Origin of the sequence: Bacillus carboniphilus (genome assembly GCF_039522365.1) — a bacterium.
Taxonomy (GTDB): Bacteria; Bacillota; Bacilli; order Bacillales; family JC228; genus Bacillus_BF; species Bacillus_BF carboniphilus.
Map to the genome: position 1 here is coordinate 1 of NZ_BAAADJ010000054.1, position 18,827 is coordinate 18,827.

Genomic DNA, 18,827 nt, shown 5'->3' on the forward strand with positions numbered 1-18,827 from the left:
AAATGTACCCGGAGTACTATAAAGGGGTACATGGGAAAGAGTACAAGTTATCGGACATCCACTAGACAAAAAAGGACCGGGCGGTTTTTGCCCGGTTTTTCTTATGTGGACACACGTTCCGCTATTTGTCCAAAAGTAGCCTAAGATCAGGACTATTCGGACACACGATCCGTTATTTGCCTAAAAGCATTCTTAAAAACACCAAAAATACTAAAATAGCGGAACGTCAGTCCGGCTAACTACGAAAAATGCAATTTTACCCCAAATAACGGAACTTGTGTCCGTTCAAAGTCCCCTAGCCAGTACTTACACCCCAAAAGTAGTGGATATAGGAATAATTTAAGACTTCCTACTTGTTTTAAGTCTGATGAAAATCTTGCGAGTTACTAAATAATTGAAAATATATTATACTGGGTACTAATTGCTTTTGTGAATTAAAGGGATAAATTAAAAAGCTTAGATGAAAAAAAGACAGAGACAGGTAAGACACGAGAGGAGTAGAGTTATGATTCAAAGTCCAACAGGAAAACAACGCATAGCGCTAGCGTTATTGCTTAGTATGTTAGGAATGCTAGGTCCTTTTAATATCGATATGTATTTGCCAAGTTTCCCCGATATTGCTGATGATTTAGGGGCTAGTGCTTCTTTGGTGCAGCTTAGTTTAACAACCTGCTTGATTGGCCTTGCCGTAGGTCAGCTAGTGGTAGGTCCCATAAGTGATGCACAGGGAAGACGGAAGCCTTTGTTAATTTCCATCTTTTTATTTGCTGTGTCCTCGCTTTTGTGTGCGCTGGCACCTAATATCACAACGTTTGTAGTAGCCCGGTTTTTCCAAGGCTTTACTGCTGCAGCAGGGATTGTGCTTTCACGTGCTGTTGTACGTGATGTATTTGATGGTAGAGAATTAACAAAATTCTTTGCTTTGTTAATGATGATCAATGCTACTGCTCCCATGATTGCGCCAATGGCTGGAGGAGCCGTGTTACTTTTACCTTTTGCAAAATGGAATACGATTTTTTATTTTCTAAGTTTACTAGGAATCTTCATTGTTGTGATGATTGCTACTCGATTAAAGGAAACGTTGCAACCTGAGAAGAGAACGCCTAGCTCGGTGGGGCATTCGGTTCGTACTATTGGTAGTTTAGTAAAGGACCCAACATTTATTGGGTATGCCCTAACCCTCGGCTTCCTTCAAGGAGGAGCTTTTGCCTATGTAGCAGGGACTCCTTTCGTTTATCAAGGGATTTATGGTGTATCCCCTCAAGTGTTCAGCGTACTTTTCGGCATAAATGGGCTAGCCATTATTACAGGTAGTTTTCTTGTCGGACGCCTCAGTGCCATTTTCCATGAGAGAAGCTTACTCAGGGTGGCTGTCCTAGTACATTTCTGTGCAACCGCGACACTTCTAACGATGACCATTATAGAAGGACCAATCGCAACGATCGTTATCCCTATTTTTATATTCATGATCTGTATGGGTATGGCGGTGACAAGTTCCTTTACACTTGCTATGAGAAGTCAAGGTCATCGGGCAGGAAGTGCAAGTGCTGTACTAGGCTTGTTTCCTTTAGCTATTGGGGCCATGGTTGCGCCTCTTGTGGGGATTGATGAAACATCGGCTATACCAATGGGAGCTATCATCTTTACTACATCTACCATTGCTTTGATTTCTTTTTTCATACTGACAAAGGAGAAAAAAGCAAAGCAAAGCTTGAGCCTGAAGATGGAGGGATAAAAGTGAGAGTCGAGTCCTTTTTTTCCAAGACTACTAGAACAGCACTTAAAAATGAGCCGCCGGGCGAATGGATAGCAGAACTCCCGGATGATTGTATCAGATTAAGTTCTGGTTATCCAGCGCCTGAGCTTGTGCCGGATGAATTATTAAAAGAAGCTGTTATTCGATTGTTTGAAGAGGAACGGGATTTACCACTTCACTATATGGGAAGTCCTAGAGTTCCTAAACTAAGAGAACAGATTCAAGAGAGATTGGCTTGTCGAGGTGTTTATGTTTTGGGAGAGGAGCTTTTGATTACATCGGGTGCTTGTCAGGCGATAGACTTGATCGCTCGCACCTTCATTGATGCAGAATCAGTGGTGGCACTAGAATCTCCAACGTATATGGAGGCCTTAGAGATTTTTCAAAACTATACGAAGGATTTTATGAGTATCCCAGTTGATGAGCAGGGGCTAGAAACGAATCTGTTTGAAGAAGCACTAGTTGATAGGAAACAGAAGGGTCTCCCTCTACCTAAACTGCTATATGTAATCCCGTCTTTTCAGAATCCAACAGGGACATCTTTATCTCTAGAGCGCAGGCGACATGTATTGGAGCTTGCTAGCCAATATAATTTCCTCATTGTGGAGGATGATGCTTATGGAGAGTTAGGCTTCAATGAGGCTCCAACTTCCTTAAAAGCACTGGATAAAGAGGACCGAGTTTTACATGTTGGTTCTTTATCAAAGGTTATAGCACCAGGGATGAGAATTGGCTGGGTTGCAGGGGTATCTAAATGGATCAAGGCCTTAGCATGGTTTAAAAAAGACTTGGACCATCCATTTGCTCAAGCAGTTATGGCATCATTTCTTGAAAATACCGATTATGAGAAAAGGCTCAAAAGCTTAAGAGAAAGCTACCAATCTAAGTGTTCAGCATTAACTTCTGCCATTGAGGAGCACTTTCCTGAAGCGGTTTCTTGGTATGTCCCGGAAGGTGGATATTTTACGTGGGTAAAAGTTCCGGGAGTAGATACAGCCAAATTGTTAGAGAAGGCTTTAATTAAAGGGGTTTCTTTTGTCCCAGGTAAGTATTTTTTCCTCAATCAAGCTGATGGAATGGAGTATTTGCGCCTGTCATTTAGCTATGCAAATGAGGAAGAAATAGTAGAGGGAATTAGAAAGCTAGGTAGAGTTATAAAATCAGAGCTTAAAAATATATAGTTTATGGAAAACTGCTGACTTGGCTTAGTAAAATGATACTTTGCCAAGTTTTTTGTGTATACCGTGCTTTTAACTCTAGATGGATCGGAAATATAGGATAAATTTACCTACTAATTGCAATAAATCTCCATATAATGGATATAGATAGAGCATCAATAGTTGTTTACGGTGTTCCATTTTTTTAGATATAAGGGGAGGGCGAAAAAATGTCTAATGATCATGAGGCTGTATTAGATACAGGAAAACAAAATGAACCAAAAGTGAAAGTAGAAAGAAAAGAGGGAGAACCAACAGCAGCATTCAAAGGAGCATCATGGGGAGCACTATTAGTAGGTGTTGCTGCTTATCTCATCGGTTTGTTTAACGCAACGATGGAGCTGAACGAAAAAGGATATTACTTTGCGGTCTTGGTGTTTGGACTCTATTCGGCGATTTCCTTGCAAAAAGCAGTAAGAGATAAAGAAGAGGGAATCCCTGTTACGAATATTTATTATGGTATTAGTTGGTTTGCACTTATTGTATCTATTTCATTGATGGGCATCGGTTTATACAATGCGGGAAGTATTGTTCTAAGTGAAAAAGGATTCTATGGTATGGCATTTGTTCTTAGCATATTTGCGGCCATAACCATTCAGAAGAATATTAGAGATACACAAAGAGCGAGAGAAAGAGATTGATATACCCAAAAAAGATCGGGTATTTTCCATGAGGAAACTAGCTTAATCGTATGAGGATAAAGAATCCATTTTGAATAAATTCGAAATGGGTTTTTTAATTTATTTTAAATGAATGTCCTTTTAGCAACTTTATTCTTGTAAATTACATATTTATTGTCGATATATAATACAATATAACCTCTTATATCTAATGAACCACTTAAAGGGGGGCCATCATGAGACATATTATTTCTAGTGGATTTGCTATTCTTTCCATTATTCTATTATCAGGGTGTCAAATTGTAGGGGACCATGTTGATACAATTGTTCAATACATAGAGGAAGAAAAGCCTAAAGAGGCAGTTAACTCATTTAATGAAGCCATGGCTGATAGTAGCCTTTCCGATAAAGGGAAGGATCGGGTGAAAAATAAGATTTCAAAAGCGTTAATATCCAATATTGAAACTGTTACAGAGAATTATTTAAATAAAGAGGAAAATCCCGAAATTGTTTCATTAGTATTAGAGACATATAAGAATATAGATATTCCTGAAGTGACTGAGCTTATTGAAGAGAAAGAAGAAGAGGTCTTCCCAATTATAGAAGCAAGAGAAAAGCTTTCGAAAGGATTAGAAGCAATCGATAATAAGCAATATGTAGAGGGAATCCAACTACTTTCACAGGTTAATCGAGATACTCCTGAATATAAGAAAGCTCAAGACGAGGCTCAGAAGGCTAGGAAAATATACTTTGATAAAACCATCAAACAATCACAAGCTCTGTATTCCAATGGGGATTATGAAGAAGCATATATCCTATTAAGTCGATTAGAAAGTTCTGTAACGAATGTTGAAGTTGAAAACAAGCTTGCGGAATATCGACTAGCCTTTGTAGAGTCAAAGTTAGCAGAAGCTGATGAGTTTGTTGGTGAAAATAAGTATACAGAGGCATTTACTATTTTAGATCATGTAGAGGGAATCACCGGAGAAGATGAATTAACGTCAATCAAACGTGAAGAATATATGTTCATGCAAACACGGTTTTGGGATGAATTAATAACTAGTTATGAAAAGGAAACAACCCAATACTATGATGAATTTGATGATTTTACAGTCATTGCTCCTAAAGACCATAGTGCGGAGTATGTTGATATTTTCCCAAATGAAACATCCTTTTACCCACGAATTGTAGTGGCAGATGGCTATTCTTATTTAGAGATTGTGACTGGTTTCGGTGATTCGAATTGGCTTTATTTAGAATCGATTGCCTTTCTGGTTGACGGTGAACCATTTACTTGGTCTTTCGATTATTATAGTGTGATGGATGACTATGATGAATATGGAGTCTATGAATGGATGATTTTCGACGAATCTATTCAGCCAATGCTGTTGGACGACTTAAAAAAGATTGCCGGTTCCGAAGACGCCGTTCTTCGCTTTTATGGGGAAGGGTATATTGAACATAAAATTACAGAGGTTGAAAAAGAGCAAATTCAATTATTTTTAGATATCATTGAAGAGATGGGTGCAAAGGTAAACTTTGGGCCAGCGGTATAGACAATAAAGGGGAAAGTATCTGAATAGAGATACTTTCTCTTTTTTCTTGATCTCTTATTTTTCCAACCGATATATAAAATATATTTTAGTATTTAATTCAATATGATGGGGGTAATGATGAAATTTGTTAAATTAATTTTTACCTTTTCCGTTCTTGTCTTTTTGACTAGTTGTCAAAGTGTCACGGATGAGGTGGATTCAATAACTACATATTTACAAGAAGATAAACCGCAAGATGCTATTGAAACCTTTCTTTCTGCATTAGAAAATAGTGCTTATTCTGAGGAAGAAAAGAATGAAATGAAGGCTACAACCTTTCCTCTCTTCAATGAGGATATTATAGATATTATGCAAAATTATAAAGAAGAAAAAATCGATTATGATACTGCTATTTTACAGATTAAACAATATGAAGCAGTAAATCATCCAGAGGTTCTCGAGGTGGTAAACAACCATATAACAGAGGTTAATAGCATAAAGGAAGCAAGGGGTTTTTTAGAAGCCGGTCTTCAACTAGCGGAAGATAAGGAATATAAAAAGGCTTTGGATACTTTATTAAAAATAAATCGTGAAACAGTAGAATATGATACAGCCTTTGAAAAAATGCAGGAAATTAAAAGTGAATATTATGAGGTAACACTCAATAAGGCGGATGAGTTCTTTGGGAATGGTGAGTATGAAAAAGCTATCTTACTTTTAGAAGATTTGAAAGTCTACTTTCCATTAAATCCTGCCATCGATCAAGATATTTCCTATTATATTGAAACCTTGATCCAGATTAAAATAAACGAAGCAGACCGATTTGCCTTGGATAATAAATTTGCTGATGCTTTTGCAACACTTGATTCTTTAGATAGTATTATAGGGCCGAGTGATATAACGGCATCCCGAAAGGAACAATATGCCTCCTTAGAACATGTAAATAAGTATGAATTGATTCTGTCACCTTTTGTTGATCAAATCAACCAGTTCCATGATAAAGAATATGCCACTATCTACTTAACTCCTAAAAATCGATATCCATTGGTAGAGGAGTTAGCCACTGGAGAAGCTGCTTTTTACCCGAGGCTGAGTATAAGCCCTGAAGGAACAGTTTTGGAAATGGTAGCCGGGTACGGTCATAGCGAAGAGCTGATTCAAGTCCAAGACATTCTAATAAAAATTGATGATATGGAACCTTTTGATTTTTACCTAGAAGATGGAGATATCCAACAAAAGCAGGATGAAACAGGAGCGTATGAGTGGGTACGCTTAGACGAAAGAGAAAACGGTCTTCAATTTCTCCTACTACAATCCATAGCGGACTCGCTAACGACTGAAATAACATTTGAAGGATACAGTCAAAGCAAAACCTTCCAAGTAACAGCGCAAGACAAAGCAGCCATAAACCTATTCTTAGACATCCTAGAAGCATTAGGAGAAGGAAAATTTAGATTTCTAGAGAATAACGGATACTAAGCGGGACAGAGGGGACAGGTTTAGTGTCCCACAAAAAAGGAGGGGTTCAGTTGTCGCTAAAGAAAATTACTGCGGAAGATTTCTATAAGAAACTAAAGAAGGAAAAGGTTCTACTTTTAGATGTACGAGCAGAAGAAAAATATAACGAATATCATATTGAGGATTCCAATGTGGACAGTCTAAACATCAATAAGATGGAAATATTCAAACTAGAAGATGCCCCATCTAAGGAATTAACCTTACCAAAGAATAGAGAAATTGTTGTAACGTGTACCACTGGAAATTCTGCTACTAAATGCGCATCAATTCTATCAAATCTGGACTATGATGTTGTGGTTTTAGAAGGTGGAATTACCGCTTGGAAGGAATATGAAGGAAAATGAAAATAGAGCAGACCTGATTTACACAGGTCTGCTTTTTTAAAAATTTCAACTCACAACTCCAAACCGATTACCATCAGGATCGAAAAGACTAAAGCCTTTCATCCCATCAAATTCATGAATTTCACTAACGTTAGCGCCTTTGCTTTGAAAATTTTGATAGGACTTTTCCACATTACTGGAGTGGAAATTAAAGTAATGATCCACACTATAATTATTTTTAGGGAAAGCGGGTTGTATAATGTCGGTCGATTTGACCAGGCAGAATACGACCGTTCCATCTCCCATTTTCATGATATTGGCTTCAGGTTCATCAGGGTGCAAGATTTCAAATCCAAACATCTCTTGATACCACTTAGTTGAGACCTTTAAGTTACTTACAGGAATAAAGATACCTACCCCAAATATTTCTTTGCTCATAGCAATTCGCTCCTTCTATATTTTATAAATTCGTATAAAGAAACGAAGATTCCACTTAAATACTTACACCTATATTAAAAAAATTTAAGAACTTACCGTTATGACATTTCCATCCGGATCTTTGAAGTGAAATGAAAGGGTGTAACCACTTTTCTGAATACGGTCTAGAGAAATCTGGTGTGCGGCCAGATAAAGATATCCTTCGTAAATAGCTTTAGGATTCCTTTTACGAAATGCTTCTAGGAAATCTTCGAATACTTTTGGTTTTATAGTTGGTTGTTTTTCTAGTTTTGCAACCTTAGCTGGCTGTCTCTCAGATGAAGGGATTTGGGCGTAATAGGTCAGCTTTCTTCGAGCTCGGTGCAACGTGGTGTGAACATTGGATTCTGTTTCATTGATGAAATTTGCTGTTTCCTTAGCGGTAAAAAGAAAGACGTCCATCAATAATACAATGACAAATTGTTTAATAGATAGGTAGTCTGCCAATTGCTCTAGAGATTCTCTTACATCAGTCCTATGGTAGGAGTCTCCCGCACTTATAACTAGTGTATCGATGTCAGTGGACTCGACTCTCTTTCTTCTATTTTGATCAATCCATGTATTTTTGGCTATTAAATAGAAGTATCGTTTTGATAGTGATTTATCAGGCTGTTTCTTTATAGCTAAATAGATTTTAATGAGAGTTTCTTGTAATAAATCCTCTCCTTCCCATTGAGTGGAAGTCATGTTGTAACAGTACCTTTGAATGTCTTTATAAAATGGAGAGATTTTATTTTCAAACGTGGAGCTTTCATCAGTTGATACCCATTTATTTACCATATATAGTCCACCCTCCGTTTGTGAAATGGGATTAGTTATTTCCACATTAGCGAAAAAAAGTAAATATGACAATTAGAAATGATTGAAGTGGGCCAGGTTTAGTGTCCCACAATGGAGAATGTAACAAGGGTAACTCAAAGTAAAAAGCAGACCTTATTATTTACAGGTCTGCTTTTCCTTAATTTCTAGCTAAACCTCTTTCAAACGCTGCGAGATGATTGACAGATGCATCACGTAGGTTTGTGAAAACAATTCTTACATCTTCAGGAATATCGAGGGCTAAGAACTTATCATACATCGCAATATTGTCAATCTCTCCTTGGACACCAGCTGCAAAGGCAGCCTTTACGTTTGCAGGTGTAGTAACGAATGCCTTAGAAGTATCTGCAGGGATTCTGGTCTGATATCGTTCAAACAAAGGTAACAATGCGCTAATATGGCGTAGCTCCGCTTCTTTAATTCGTGTGAAAGTCCGGATTTGACCGAACGTGCTTAGAATATTATCATATCTTGCTTGTGCCAAATACTCATCTTGAAGGGCATACGTTAGCATCTTGGGTAAAGTCAAAGCAGTGTCACTTAACGCCCCTTTGGCACCAAAATTCTCAATACTTTCCCGATGATTAGTGCCCTTACCTTTTTGAAAAAAATACAAAAACCACACTGCGTGATTCTGTTCATCAGCTGCGGCACGACGGAAAGTTTCTTTTATCGTAGAGTCCGAAGACTTATCGGCTATATCCAAATAAAAGTCAACCGCTTCCTGCTCATCCTTAATAGCAAACTCTAAACCAGCATTATATCTATTGGGGCACTTCTCAATGATTTTTGAATCAGGTTGCTTTCCAGTCAGCTGAGTATAAATTCTCCGAAATGCATCGTAATGACGCTGTTCATCTCCCCGAATTTCCATAATTCTTTCTCTCTCAGCCTTAGTGGGTGCCATTTTTGCTAATTTTTCATAACAAGAAATCGCACTATACTCTGCGTTAATCGCTTTTTGAATATCATTGATGAGCTGTGGCTGACGGAGATAATCATTATAATACGGATTATAGTGATAGTAATATTGATTGGAATACATAGATTGTCCTCCCTGGCAGTAAATGTCATCTTATCATATGATTCTAGCAGGGGTAGGTGCATGACCTATATCTAAATTCTTCCTTTATAATGTTCAACCCAATATTTGTTTCAAATATTCTCGCGGTGTACCATAGGGGACTGTCTGTCGGAATTGTGGGTAGGCAGAATGAAATGTAATGATAATCGGGGCATCAAGAAGAATCGAATAATTACGATAGAAGGGCAAATCCCCATAAATGATTGCTTTTAAAGAAGTATCCATTTCTTTTTTGAAAATATCAAATCGATAGGCAGCCATTTCTTCACTAAATTCTCCACCGTCCACATAGGCTTTTCCCAATAGACTTAACCGATCCTTCCAATCTTTTTGCCATTCTACTAATATTTCATCACGTATTTTCCGATTGATTGAATTTTGGCTGTAATCATGTCCAATTTCTAAAAAAAATTGTCCGGTTTCATCAGAATGGGTGAGGGTATACTTTCTTCCGTTAACAGGTTGATAAAAATTTGCAGGCGATCTGGTTGTTACAGATAATGTTTTTGGATTGAATGAAGACGTCATGAAACTCCTCCCTAGAACATTTTTTTAAACATTGTATGTAGAGGAAGTCCATTACTTGTTCAAAACTCTAAGAAATAAAGAAAGTTTATAAAATAGTACCTTAATCTATAGGTAATCACCCACTTTTAGAAGTACAAGTTTATAGACAGATGTCTTATGAATATGATGGTGTAGTCCTAAAAAGTAAGGAGTGCATCCTAATGTATCAAAGCTTTAACCCGTATTTTTACATGAGCCCTTTTGGACAGGAAGCTACTATGCCATTTGAATTAGACCTACGACAATTTGGAGGGGGAGGACCGATGGGGCAACCACCTGGACCACCACCAGGATACCCAGGGGGACAGCCACCATTTGGCCCTCCAGGTCAAGGACAAAGCGCTGGACCACCGACCTCACCACCACCATCTTATGTTCCAATGCAAACACAACAACAAGCCCAAGCGTTTGCAATTGACCCTGGAAGTATTAGACGCTGCCTATTCAGATATACGTACGTCTGGATGAGAAACCGTCAGCAATTCTGGTTCTACCCAACATTTGTTGGAAGACAATCTGTATCAGGTTGGCGCTGGACTGGATTTAGATGGGTCTTCTACGGAACCAGCCTGCGTCAAATCACATCTTTTACATGTGTGTAAGCGGGACAGGGGGACAGGAACCTTGTCCCACTTCCAACAAAGGTCTGCCTCAGAGAATAAGTTAAGTTCTCAGGGCAGACCTTTGTTTTAGCCGCAATTGAAGTAATCTGTTGTAGTGAAAGGTATAATAGTAAAGGAAAAGTAGAAATTAGAAATGTGAAAATATAGTTGCAAAAAAGGAGTTACAATGACAAATAAAATAGAAGCAGGTTGGAACTTTGATAATAGTTACGCACGTTTACCGAAGTTATTTTACAACAAAGTCGATACGAATCCTGTCCAGGACCCTGGGTTAGTCATTTTAAATAAAGAGCTAGCCGCTTCGCTTGGTTTGAACACAGAGGCACTTCAAACGGAGGACTCCATCTCCGTTTTTGCCGGAAACAAGGAACCACAGGGATCGGAACCCTTGGCTCAAGCATACGCTGGTCATCAATTTGGGCATTTTACTATGCTAGGGGACGGGAGAGCCATGCTATTTGGTGAACATATAACACCAGAAGGCCACCGGGTTGATATTCAGCTGAAGGGATCTGGTCGCACGCCATACTCAAGAGGAGGAGATGGCCGGGCAGCACTTGGGCCAATGCTCCGTGAGTACATAATTAGTGAAGCCATGCATGCATTAGGAATTCCGACTACTAGAAGCCTGGCGGTGGTAACGACTGGGGAAACGATCATTCGCGAAACAGGCCTACCGGGTGCTATTTTAACCAGAATCGCAGCCAGTCACATTCGTGTAGGTACCTTCCAATACGCTGCACAATGGGGAACTACTGAGGAACTTAAGCTACTCGCAGATTATACGATTGACCGACACTATCCAGAATTGAAAGAACAGGAGAATCCATACTTATCGCTGTTACAGGAAGTCATTAAACGGCAAGCGGCCCTGATTGCTAAATGGCAACTCGTTGGCTTTATTCATGGTGTCATGAACACGGATAACATGACGATTAGTGGCGAGACGATTGACTATGGTCCATGTGCCTTTATGGATACGTATGACTTGGGAACGGTATTCAGTTCCATTGATAGACAAGGGCGTTATGCTTTTGGTAACCAACCTTATATGGGTGGCTGGAATCTTGCACGATTCGCCGAGTGTCTCATTCCATTACTGCACGAAGATCAGGAGGAATCTGTAAAAATAGCTCAAGGTGAAATTGAGACATTTAGTGATATTTATAAAAACAACTGGCTGGCTGGGATGAGGGCTAAGTTAGGGTTGTTTAATGAAGAAGAACTAGATGAGACTTTAATTAAAGACCTACTTGGTTTAATGCAAGAGCATGGTGCGGATTACACCAATACATTTCGTGCTTTAACTATTGGTGAGGGTACCACTCTATCGGAGTTGCCAGAGTTCAAAGAGTGGTTTGGACATTGGCAGAAGAGGCGAGAGAGACAAGAGCAGTCCAAGGAAGATGCACAACAATTGATGCGAAACAGCAATCCAGCGGTTATTCCTAGAAACCATCGTGTTGAAGAAGCATTAGAAGCTGCAGTCAATGAAGGTGATTACACGGTAATGGAACGACTCCTTCATGTACTCTCAAAACCATTTGCCCACACGCCAGACCAAGAAAAATACTGTAAACCACCGGAACCAACCGACGAACCCTACCAAACATTCTGTGGGACATAGGGGACAGGTTTCCTGTCCCACATACTATTCCGACGCTCATTTAAAAAGCATTCTTTAGCTAAATCTGCTAGAGGATGCTCTTTTTATTGTGTAACAAAACTACTGGGTAGACTTCATGCCCTAGTGGGACACCGTTCCTGTCCCCTCTGTCCCATTCGAAAGTACTATTTTATAATTTTATGGAGGAAATTAGCGAAATTTGTCGAAGGGTATAACTTGCAAATTAAAATATATAAAGGAGCTTATTATTGAAATTGAGGAGGAAGAAACTAAAGCTAAAAGTATATACCATATTCATATCTTCAAGTACAAGTAAACCAGTGACTCGCTTTGCATTACCGAAATTTATGTTGCACTCAATCCCTTTATTTTTAATAACGCCATTTGCACTTTTATATTACTTTTATCATCTAACTGAAGACCTTAAAGAAGAGAATTTAGCACTATCAAGTAATTTAAGCCAACAAGTGAGTAAAACAGCAGCACTAGAAAATGTTGTGGAAACCATGGAAGAGACAACAAGCCAAGCTCAGCTGAAAATGAAAGAATTGGAGATTCTCGAAACGAAAATCCGAGAATACATGCTGGAACTCCCGGATTATATAGATCCTCGGGGGGGAATTAGCCTCCCGTTTGATAATGGCCAAGAAAGCCATACGGACGTGGAAATAAGCAGTGTCAATTGGGAATCAAATGAATTAGTAGAGAAATATAAAGAAACTATAGCAGAAATGGAAGATCTAAACGAAGAATTAAGATTCATACCAACAGCATGGCCATCAAAAGCTACGAGGATTTCATCAACTTTCGGTGGGCGTGAAGATCCTTTTACTAATAGGTCAGCCTTCCACACCGGTATTGACTTAGCAGCTCCGTGGGGAACCCCTGTTTATGCAGGAGCAGATGGGACAGTTATAAAAGCTGAATATTATGGTGGCTACGGAAAAGCAATTATCATTCGTCATTCTAGTACATATAAAACCCTATACGGCCATCTTTCAGAAATAATGGTCGAAGTAGGGGACCAAGTCAAAAAAGGTGATCGAATCGGATCAATAGGAAGTACCGGGAGAAGTACGGGTCCGCATTTGCATTATGAAATTATAAAAAATGGTGAACCCATAGATCCATTTCCATATATGGATTTCTTCAAATAGGTTCGTATTTGCATAGGAAAGGAACAAATTATGTTTAAAGGAAAAAATGTAAAAATAATAGATACAATTATTGGCGTAGGAACCATTATAGAAGGAAATGTAAAGCATGAAACAAGTATCCGAGTAGATGGGAAAATCTATGGGGAAGTGGATTGTGCTGGAGATATCTACATTGGTAAAGAAGGATATATTGAATCAACCATCAAAGGGAAAAATATCATCGTAGCGGGAGAAATTAACGGGAACATCTGCACAACTGGAAAAATACACATTCAACCGGACGGAAAAGTAACAGGAAATGTAACAACCCAAGGACTCATTATAGAAGATGGTGGAATCTTCAACGGACAAAGCACCATCGAACAGGCACAATCCAAAACAAAAACCAAAAACACCCCCAAAAAAGAGGCAGTGGGACAGTAGGGACAGGTTTACTGTCCCACCTATCCCACTCACCTCACCTATCCCATTTAGCGTACAATCAAACTGAAACCTAAAACATCTCCTGTCTGCTACTCCGCAAAACCGTAATAAACCCATCCAAAATATTATGACTAACCTTAAAACCTTTTCGCTTATAAAACTCCAAAGCAACCTTATTCCCATTCGAGACATAAATAAAATAATCATCCACGTCCTCAAACTGCTTTAACCAATCCATCGATTTATTAAAAAGCTTTGATCCAATCCCATACTGTCGATAGCCATCTTTAATATAAAACTGAGATAGACACCCCACATCATCCCGGTCCACAGAAGAAAGGTCAAAGAAAGTGGCAAACTCATTTGAGTAGGTCTCTTTTGGTGAAATATTGGTATAGACGTAACCAACTGGGAGATCTCCATCTTTTACGATGACAATGTAGTTATGTGTTGCCTTTTTTACCGAAGGCACCATCCTCGTGTCAAAACTCATACTGTCAAACCTCTCAGGTGTAACAGAAGCTAATGACTTCTGATAAACCATCAATTCATTACACAAGTCTCTACAAACCTCAATCTCATCATCCCGCAAAACTTCGTATGTAAAATCCACTTGCTTCACTCCTTTTGGGACAGGGGGACAGGTTTCCTGTCCCACATCTGACTAATTCAATTTATTCTACAAAGTGTAAGGTTCCACCTTCAAAATCACTATTTTTCAGGCTCTCAACAGGAAAAATAAACGTCCAAGGCATGCTCGTCTCACCTTCTACAACCAGAGCAGGAATCGTAAATGTATGAGCGGCCACCATCTCCTGGTTAACCGTATAACGTAACTTTTTGTTATGAAAATCTACATCATTGCCACTATAATTCTGAACCAGAACTGTCACCAATAATTCTCCTTTATGGTTCACGGCTTGCCAAAGTGGTGTGAACTCAACATCATGACCATTTGGGTGAGTCTCCTTAAAAACATTCAAAATCTGCTCACGGTCCTGTTCAGAGATTGCCTTGTCCCAGGAAGCTTCAAACTTTAGCTTTTGCATCGACTAACACCTCTTCCGTACGATATAACAATATTCTAGCATCCCATTCATAAAAAAGCAGAGAATACAAAAACTAAGAAAAAAGAGGTGTCTAAAATGAGGGATAATAACCAATCCGAAGATAAATTTACTGTAGTGGGTACAAACATCAATGAGGTCAAAAGAAAAAATGCTACGTCTGGCATGACGTATAACGAAGTGAAGGCACTACTCGCAAAGAATTATCAAAAAGATATCAATTCGAAGCAATCAAGAGAATAGAAACGAAGACAACCATTGTAATAGCATCTGCCCAACTCCTCATATAATTTAAAAAAACAGTAGGAGTTGGTTTTTTGTTAAAAGAACTAATAAACAAGTTTGTCTACAGTGACCGCAAGGAAGAGTTGCAAATAAAGAAATTTGAACAAATGATAAATTTTGCAGAGTCAGTGATCCAAAAGGGTGATAGTACTCTTAAAGAAAAGCACCCTGTCCTTGACATCATACGATTACTAGGAAGAAGAACCCAATCAGAAATGATTTCGGATATTCTCCATTCAGAAGAGGAGGTACACGCTCCGAATCATTCCTTAGAAAGATTACTTTTTAATCACACCATATTGCTAACAGAGGACGGCAGAGATTTAATAGATTTTAAGAAAAGAGTAAGATCAGAGAGAGCAATTAAGCTAAAAAGAGATTTAGTCCTTCCTACACCTGGGAAGCAATCAAAACTGCTTCAGACTTTAACTAAAATCGGTTTCGACCGAGAGTGGGGACCTTGGACACAGGATAGGGTCAATCATAAAGTAGAGGTCTGGTTACCAATGGGAATTGCATGGGTTCATAGTGGAAACCACTCCATAATAGCAGGAATCATTAGAAGTGAAGGAATCATCAAAACCAATAATATTTACGATATTAGTGAAATCTATAGATATGTATATTGTGATGGCCTCAACTTTTACAGAAAAGAGGACAACAGCATAATTGCTCCAGTGCAAAACCTGGAGTTTGCTGCCATATTCGAAATCGGGAGAAGAATGAAAGAAAAGAAGATTAGTTTCTAGTGGGACGAGGGGACAGGTTTACTGTCCCAGTTGTTTCACTAAAAGATAACGGCTCCAATCCCGACTTCAATCAAAATAATAATCCCGCATAAAATCCCGAATGCTCCTAATCTGAACTCCGCTGCCCAATCTTTTCCTAGCTCCCCCTTAAAAAAAGAAAAGATATCCGGCCTCAAATCAAGTTTGACACACTCCCAGAAATGATCCATGTCATCAAAGAATAGCTTACCAATCTGTATAAACAAAAATATATTAACTGGGATTAGTACTAAAATATAAAGGAACAACATGTTTCTCCCTCCCTAAAAAACTCCTCTTATTATTCTTACGTCTCTTTTATAAGAAAGTTTCATGAACAAATTTGAAGTTTAATAGTGCTGTTTCATGGAAAGAGATCCAAATTACTACATAATTAAATCCAAATAGTACTAACAATGTTACTCTGCCTGTCATAGTGAGGATTTTTTATACAGATCTAATTCATATACACGAATGACCTAACTTCGAAACCTCCGACCATCCTGCACACCAAACCTTGCATTCAACTGTCCCTGAATTTCCCCACGAACAGCTTGTTTACTGGCAATCTCTTTTTCCTTTTTCATCTTTTGTCTAATTTCATAGGTTTGAGTTCCCTCTTCCATCATGTTGGCAATTTTCATAAGAGATTCAATATCATTAAAGGAATATTTTCTTGTTTTGCCTTTAGAACGATCTGGAAAGATAAGCTTTCGTTCTTCGTAGTATCGGATTTGCCTTTCGGACAAGCCGGTTAGCTCACACACTGTTCCAATGTTGATGACTTTTTTGTCTTTATAAGAAGTTTCTTCAGCCACTGAGACCACCTCACCAAAGGGAAGTTGTAAACCTTTTAATCCTATTATACGCAAAGGAGTAGATTAGTTGATTGTTATTGTAAGAAAATCTAACAAAGTAATTTCATATAATTAAAGGTATAGATTTTTTTGTGTTATAAAACCTAACACAAATATAGAAATCTAGTCTTCTCCACCTCTATAATGAAAACACATTCAAAAACCATGGAGGAGGATACAAAATGAATGCTACTGTATTGATGGATAATTTGTGGGTCATTATTGGTACAATATTAGTCTTTTTTATGCTCGGTGGGTTCATATTACTGGAAGCAGGGTCTACTCGCATGAAAAATGCAGGTCATATTGCTGGGAAAACAATCTTTACCGCTGGAATTGGAGCCATTGTTTTCTGGGCTGTCGGATATGGGTTTATTTATGGAGAAGGTAATGCTTTTATTGGTTTATCTAGTTTCTTTTATGGAGATGCCTCTACGGTGGAGGAAGGATTGACCCCAGCGGTAGACTTTATGTTCCAAATGATGTTTGCACTAGTTTCCTTAACGATAGCGTTTGGTGGCTTTGCAGAACGTGCGAAATTATCAGCTTATGTCATATTTGCGATATTATTTTCAGCTTTTGTATACCCTGTCGTAGCTCATTGGATATGGGGTGGTGGATGGTTAAGTGAACATGGAAAGCAGGATTTCGCTGGTTCTACAGTGGTCCATCTAACAGGTGCTATGGCTGCTCTAGCTGCAACCATGATTTTAAAACCCCGTATTGGAAAATTTAACAAGGATGGCTCATCTAATAACTTGGCCGGTCATAACCAAGTGTTCACAGCATTAGGGGTGCTTGTTTTATGGGTAGGTTGGTTTGGGTTTAATGCAGGTAGTACATTTGGAGTTGAGGGTGGATTCTTTGGGTTTGTAGCACTTAATACACAACTAGCTGCTGCGGCTGGAGCTATTGCAGCTATGTTTATCGCGTGGATCGTGACTCGTAAAGCCGATGTTCCAACGACCTTGAATGGGGCATTAGCAGGTCTAGTTGCCATTACAGCCTCTTGTGGGTTTGTTGAACCGTGGGCTGCGATTGTGATTGGTCTTGTGGGCGGACTCATCGTTTTCTATAGTATGAGTTTCTTTGATAAAGCAAAAATTGACGATCCAATATTCGCCTTATCTGTACACGGTGTAGTTGGTATTTGGGGAACTCTTTCTAATGGACTTTTCGCTGTTCCTGAGCTTTCAACCGATATCGGGTGGGGGCAAGCTGGTTTATTTTACGGTGGAGGTCTAGAGCAATTAGGGGTTCAAACACTAGGTGTTGTGGCTTCCGGTCTCTATGCATTCGTGGTTTCCTTTATAATCCTAAAAGTTATGGATAAAGTAATGGGCGGAATCCGTGTGACAGAAGAGGAAGAAATTATTGGACTCGACTTAAGTGCTCATGGAAGCTATGGCTATCCGGAAAGCATTCCGCCAAGTGGGACAGAGGGGACAGGTTCGCTGTCCCGCATAAGTTGAAGGTTTTAACTAGCATTTTTTTTAGCAGGAAATCTGACTGAAGTGGAGAATATTGGAGGGGGTTAGGGAATTTCGATTAGGCCCTAACCCTATTTTTTTATGTGAGTAAGGAGGTGAGAAAATACTGGAACATCTAATCGAGACAGGAAAAGAGCTAGAAAATGAATTCTACGATAATGGACCTGGCGGAGCTCCTCAATATTATGATTCAAATAAGCTGGATATATGGGAAACCCAAGTGGTTCTATATCTTGAAAGTATTCTGAAAGACTCGATTGTCACAGAGAAAGTAAAGCAGGGATATATAAGGTTATTGGATTCTGGTAACCATCACGATTACTATCATTACTTAATGAGTGCTTTAAAAGGAATCAGTGAGAAAAAACTATACGAACAAAATAAATATTATGAAGACCTTATGAAAGGTAATGAATATGACTGGGAATAAAAAAATGACTCCTCCTCGTGTTATTTCTTTAGCCTACCATCACCACTCTATTGACTTCTACTACCACATAAATACATCTATTTTGTAATCTGTATTGTGGGACAGTAAACCTGTCCCCTTGTCCCTGTAATAAAATTGAAAATCTAATGAATACTATAGAAGGTAATGAATTTGTATGTTGGGAG

22 protein-coding genes are annotated in these 18,827 nt (G+C 38.8%); 14 read left to right on the plus strand and 8 right to left on the minus strand.

Annotated elements, in window-relative coordinates; all coding sequences use genetic code 11:
• The first annotated feature begins 505 nt into the window (after window positions 1–505).
• The 6 genes from ABDZ91_RS15625 (at window position 506) to ABDZ91_RS15650 (ending at window position 6,990) form a co-directional block, all read left to right on the plus strand.
• A complete protein-coding gene (locus tag ABDZ91_RS15625) occupies window positions 506–1,735 on the plus strand; it encodes a Bcr/CflA family efflux MFS transporter (protein WP_343800668.1) in 1,230 nt (409 codons plus the stop codon).
• Window positions 1,736–1,737: 2 nt separating this feature from the next.
• Window positions 1,738–2,937, plus strand: coding sequence for an aminotransferase-like domain-containing protein (locus tag ABDZ91_RS15630; protein WP_343800671.1), 1,200 nt, complete (start codon window positions 1,738–1,740; stop codon window positions 2,935–2,937).
• Between the two features lie 206 nt (window positions 2,938–3,143).
• Window positions 3,144–3,614 (plus strand): inner membrane protein YiaA, encoded by a 471-nt coding sequence (gene yiaA / locus ABDZ91_RS15635; protein ID WP_343800674.1) that lies wholly within the window; start codon window positions 3,144–3,146, stop codon window positions 3,612–3,614.
• Window positions 3,615–3,829: 215 nt separating this feature from the next.
• Window positions 3,830–5,149 (plus strand): YfdX family protein, encoded by a 1,320-nt coding sequence (locus ABDZ91_RS15640; RefSeq protein ID WP_343800677.1) that lies wholly within the window; start codon window positions 3,830–3,832, stop codon window positions 5,147–5,149.
• A gap of 117 nt (window positions 5,150–5,266) precedes the next feature.
• Window positions 5,267–6,607, plus strand: coding sequence for a hypothetical protein (locus ABDZ91_RS15645; RefSeq protein ID WP_343800680.1), 1,341 nt, complete (start codon window positions 5,267–5,269; stop codon window positions 6,605–6,607).
• Between the two features lie 50 nt (window positions 6,608–6,657).
• Window positions 6,658–6,990, plus strand: a complete 333-nt coding sequence (locus ABDZ91_RS15650; RefSeq protein ID WP_343800683.1) for a rhodanese-like domain-containing protein — start codon at window positions 6,658–6,660, stop codon at window positions 6,988–6,990.
• Window positions 6,991–7,035: 45 nt separating this feature from the next.
• Here the strand turns inward: ABDZ91_RS15650 and ABDZ91_RS15655 are convergent, their stop codons facing one another.
• The 4 genes from ABDZ91_RS15655 to ABDZ91_RS15670 form a co-directional block, all read right to left on the minus strand.
• On the minus strand, window positions 7,036–7,407 hold the full coding sequence (locus ABDZ91_RS15655; protein ID WP_343800686.1) for a VOC family protein: 372 nt from the start codon (window positions 7,405–7,407) through the stop codon (window positions 7,036–7,038).
• A gap of 84 nt (window positions 7,408–7,491) precedes the next feature.
• Entirely contained in the window at window positions 7,492–8,226 is a 735-nt protein-coding gene (locus ABDZ91_RS15660; RefSeq protein WP_343800690.1) for an RNA polymerase sigma factor, read from the minus strand.
• Between the two features lie 178 nt (window positions 8,227–8,404).
• A complete protein-coding gene (locus ABDZ91_RS15665) occupies window positions 8,405–9,310 on the minus strand; it encodes a ferritin family protein (protein WP_343800692.1) in 906 nt (301 codons plus the stop codon).
• A gap of 93 nt (window positions 9,311–9,403) precedes the next feature.
• Window positions 9,404–9,877: a staygreen family protein gene (locus ABDZ91_RS15670; protein WP_343800695.1), complete on the minus strand. Its 474-nt coding sequence runs from the start codon at window positions 9,875–9,877 to the stop codon at window positions 9,404–9,406.
• Window positions 9,878–10,134: 257 nt separating this feature from the next.
• Here ABDZ91_RS15670 and ABDZ91_RS15675 point away from each other — a divergent pair, with 257 nt between their 5' ends.
• From ABDZ91_RS15675 to ABDZ91_RS15690, 4 genes are all read left to right on the plus strand, one after another.
• Window positions 10,135–10,518: a hypothetical protein gene (locus tag ABDZ91_RS15675; protein WP_343800817.1), complete on the plus strand. Its 384-nt coding sequence runs from the start codon at window positions 10,135–10,137 to the stop codon at window positions 10,516–10,518.
• A 187-nt stretch (window positions 10,519–10,705) separates the two neighbouring features.
• Complete coding sequence (locus ABDZ91_RS15680; protein WP_343800698.1) at window positions 10,706–12,166, plus strand: protein adenylyltransferase SelO; 1,461 nt, start codon at window positions 10,706–10,708, stop codon at window positions 12,164–12,166.
• Window positions 12,167–12,414: 248 nt separating this feature from the next.
• Window positions 12,415–13,323: a M23 family metallopeptidase gene (locus tag ABDZ91_RS15685; RefSeq protein ID WP_343800700.1), complete on the plus strand. Its 909-nt coding sequence runs from the start codon at window positions 12,415–12,417 to the stop codon at window positions 13,321–13,323.
• A gap of 30 nt (window positions 13,324–13,353) precedes the next feature.
• Window positions 13,354–13,746 carry a bactofilin family protein gene (locus ABDZ91_RS15690; protein WP_343800702.1) on the plus strand — a complete coding sequence of 131 codons (393 nt, stop codon included), beginning with the start codon at window positions 13,354–13,356 and terminating at the stop codon, window positions 13,744–13,746.
• A 70-nt stretch (window positions 13,747–13,816) separates the two neighbouring features.
• Here ABDZ91_RS15690 and ABDZ91_RS15695 read toward each other — a convergent pair whose 3' ends face one another.
• Both ABDZ91_RS15695 and ABDZ91_RS15700 read right to left on the minus strand, forming a co-directional pair.
• Window positions 13,817–14,359 (minus strand): GNAT family N-acetyltransferase, encoded by a 543-nt coding sequence (locus ABDZ91_RS15695; protein ID WP_343800705.1) that lies wholly within the window; start codon window positions 14,357–14,359, stop codon window positions 13,817–13,819.
• 61 nt (window positions 14,360–14,420) lie between these two features.
• Window positions 14,421–14,795: an SLAP domain-containing protein gene (locus ABDZ91_RS15700; RefSeq protein WP_343800708.1), complete on the minus strand. Its 375-nt coding sequence runs from the start codon at window positions 14,793–14,795 to the stop codon at window positions 14,421–14,423.
• Between the two features lie 96 nt (window positions 14,796–14,891).
• On the opposite strand from ABDZ91_RS15700, the gene ABDZ91_RS15705 reads away from it, so the two are divergent.
• Window positions 14,892–15,056, plus strand: a complete 165-nt coding sequence (locus ABDZ91_RS15705) for a hypothetical protein (RefSeq protein ID WP_343800711.1) — start codon at window positions 14,892–14,894, stop codon at window positions 15,054–15,056.
• Window positions 15,057–15,130: 74 nt separating this feature from the next.
• Entirely contained in the window at window positions 15,131–15,847 is a 717-nt protein-coding gene (locus tag ABDZ91_RS15710) for a DUF6710 family protein (RefSeq protein ID WP_343800714.1), read from the plus strand.
• Window positions 15,848–15,885: 38 nt separating this feature from the next.
• Here the strand turns inward: ABDZ91_RS15710 and ABDZ91_RS15715 are convergent, their stop codons facing one another.
• Both ABDZ91_RS15715 and ABDZ91_RS15720 read right to left on the minus strand, forming a co-directional pair.
• Window positions 15,886–16,137 carry a hypothetical protein gene (locus tag ABDZ91_RS15715; protein ID WP_343800717.1) on the minus strand — a complete coding sequence of 84 codons (252 nt, stop codon included), beginning with the start codon at window positions 16,135–16,137 and terminating at the stop codon, window positions 15,886–15,888.
• Between the two features lie 207 nt (window positions 16,138–16,344).
• Complete coding sequence (locus ABDZ91_RS15720; RefSeq protein ID WP_343800720.1) at window positions 16,345–16,683, minus strand: MerR family transcriptional regulator; 339 nt, start codon at window positions 16,681–16,683, stop codon at window positions 16,345–16,347.
• A 221-nt stretch (window positions 16,684–16,904) separates the two neighbouring features.
• Here ABDZ91_RS15720 and ABDZ91_RS15725 point away from each other — a divergent pair, with 221 nt between their 5' ends.
• Both ABDZ91_RS15725 and ABDZ91_RS15730 read left to right on the plus strand, forming a co-directional pair.
• The gene (locus ABDZ91_RS15725) at window positions 16,905–18,194 is read left to right on the plus strand and encodes an ammonium transporter (RefSeq protein WP_343800723.1); all 1,290 of its coding nucleotides are present in this window, start codon (window positions 16,905–16,907) and stop codon (window positions 18,192–18,194) included.
• Between the two features lie 238 nt (window positions 18,195–18,432).
• Complete coding sequence (locus ABDZ91_RS15730) at window positions 18,433–18,642, plus strand: hypothetical protein (RefSeq protein WP_343800726.1); 210 nt, start codon at window positions 18,433–18,435, stop codon at window positions 18,640–18,642.
• The last annotated feature ends 185 nt before the right edge of the window (window positions 18,643–18,827 follow it).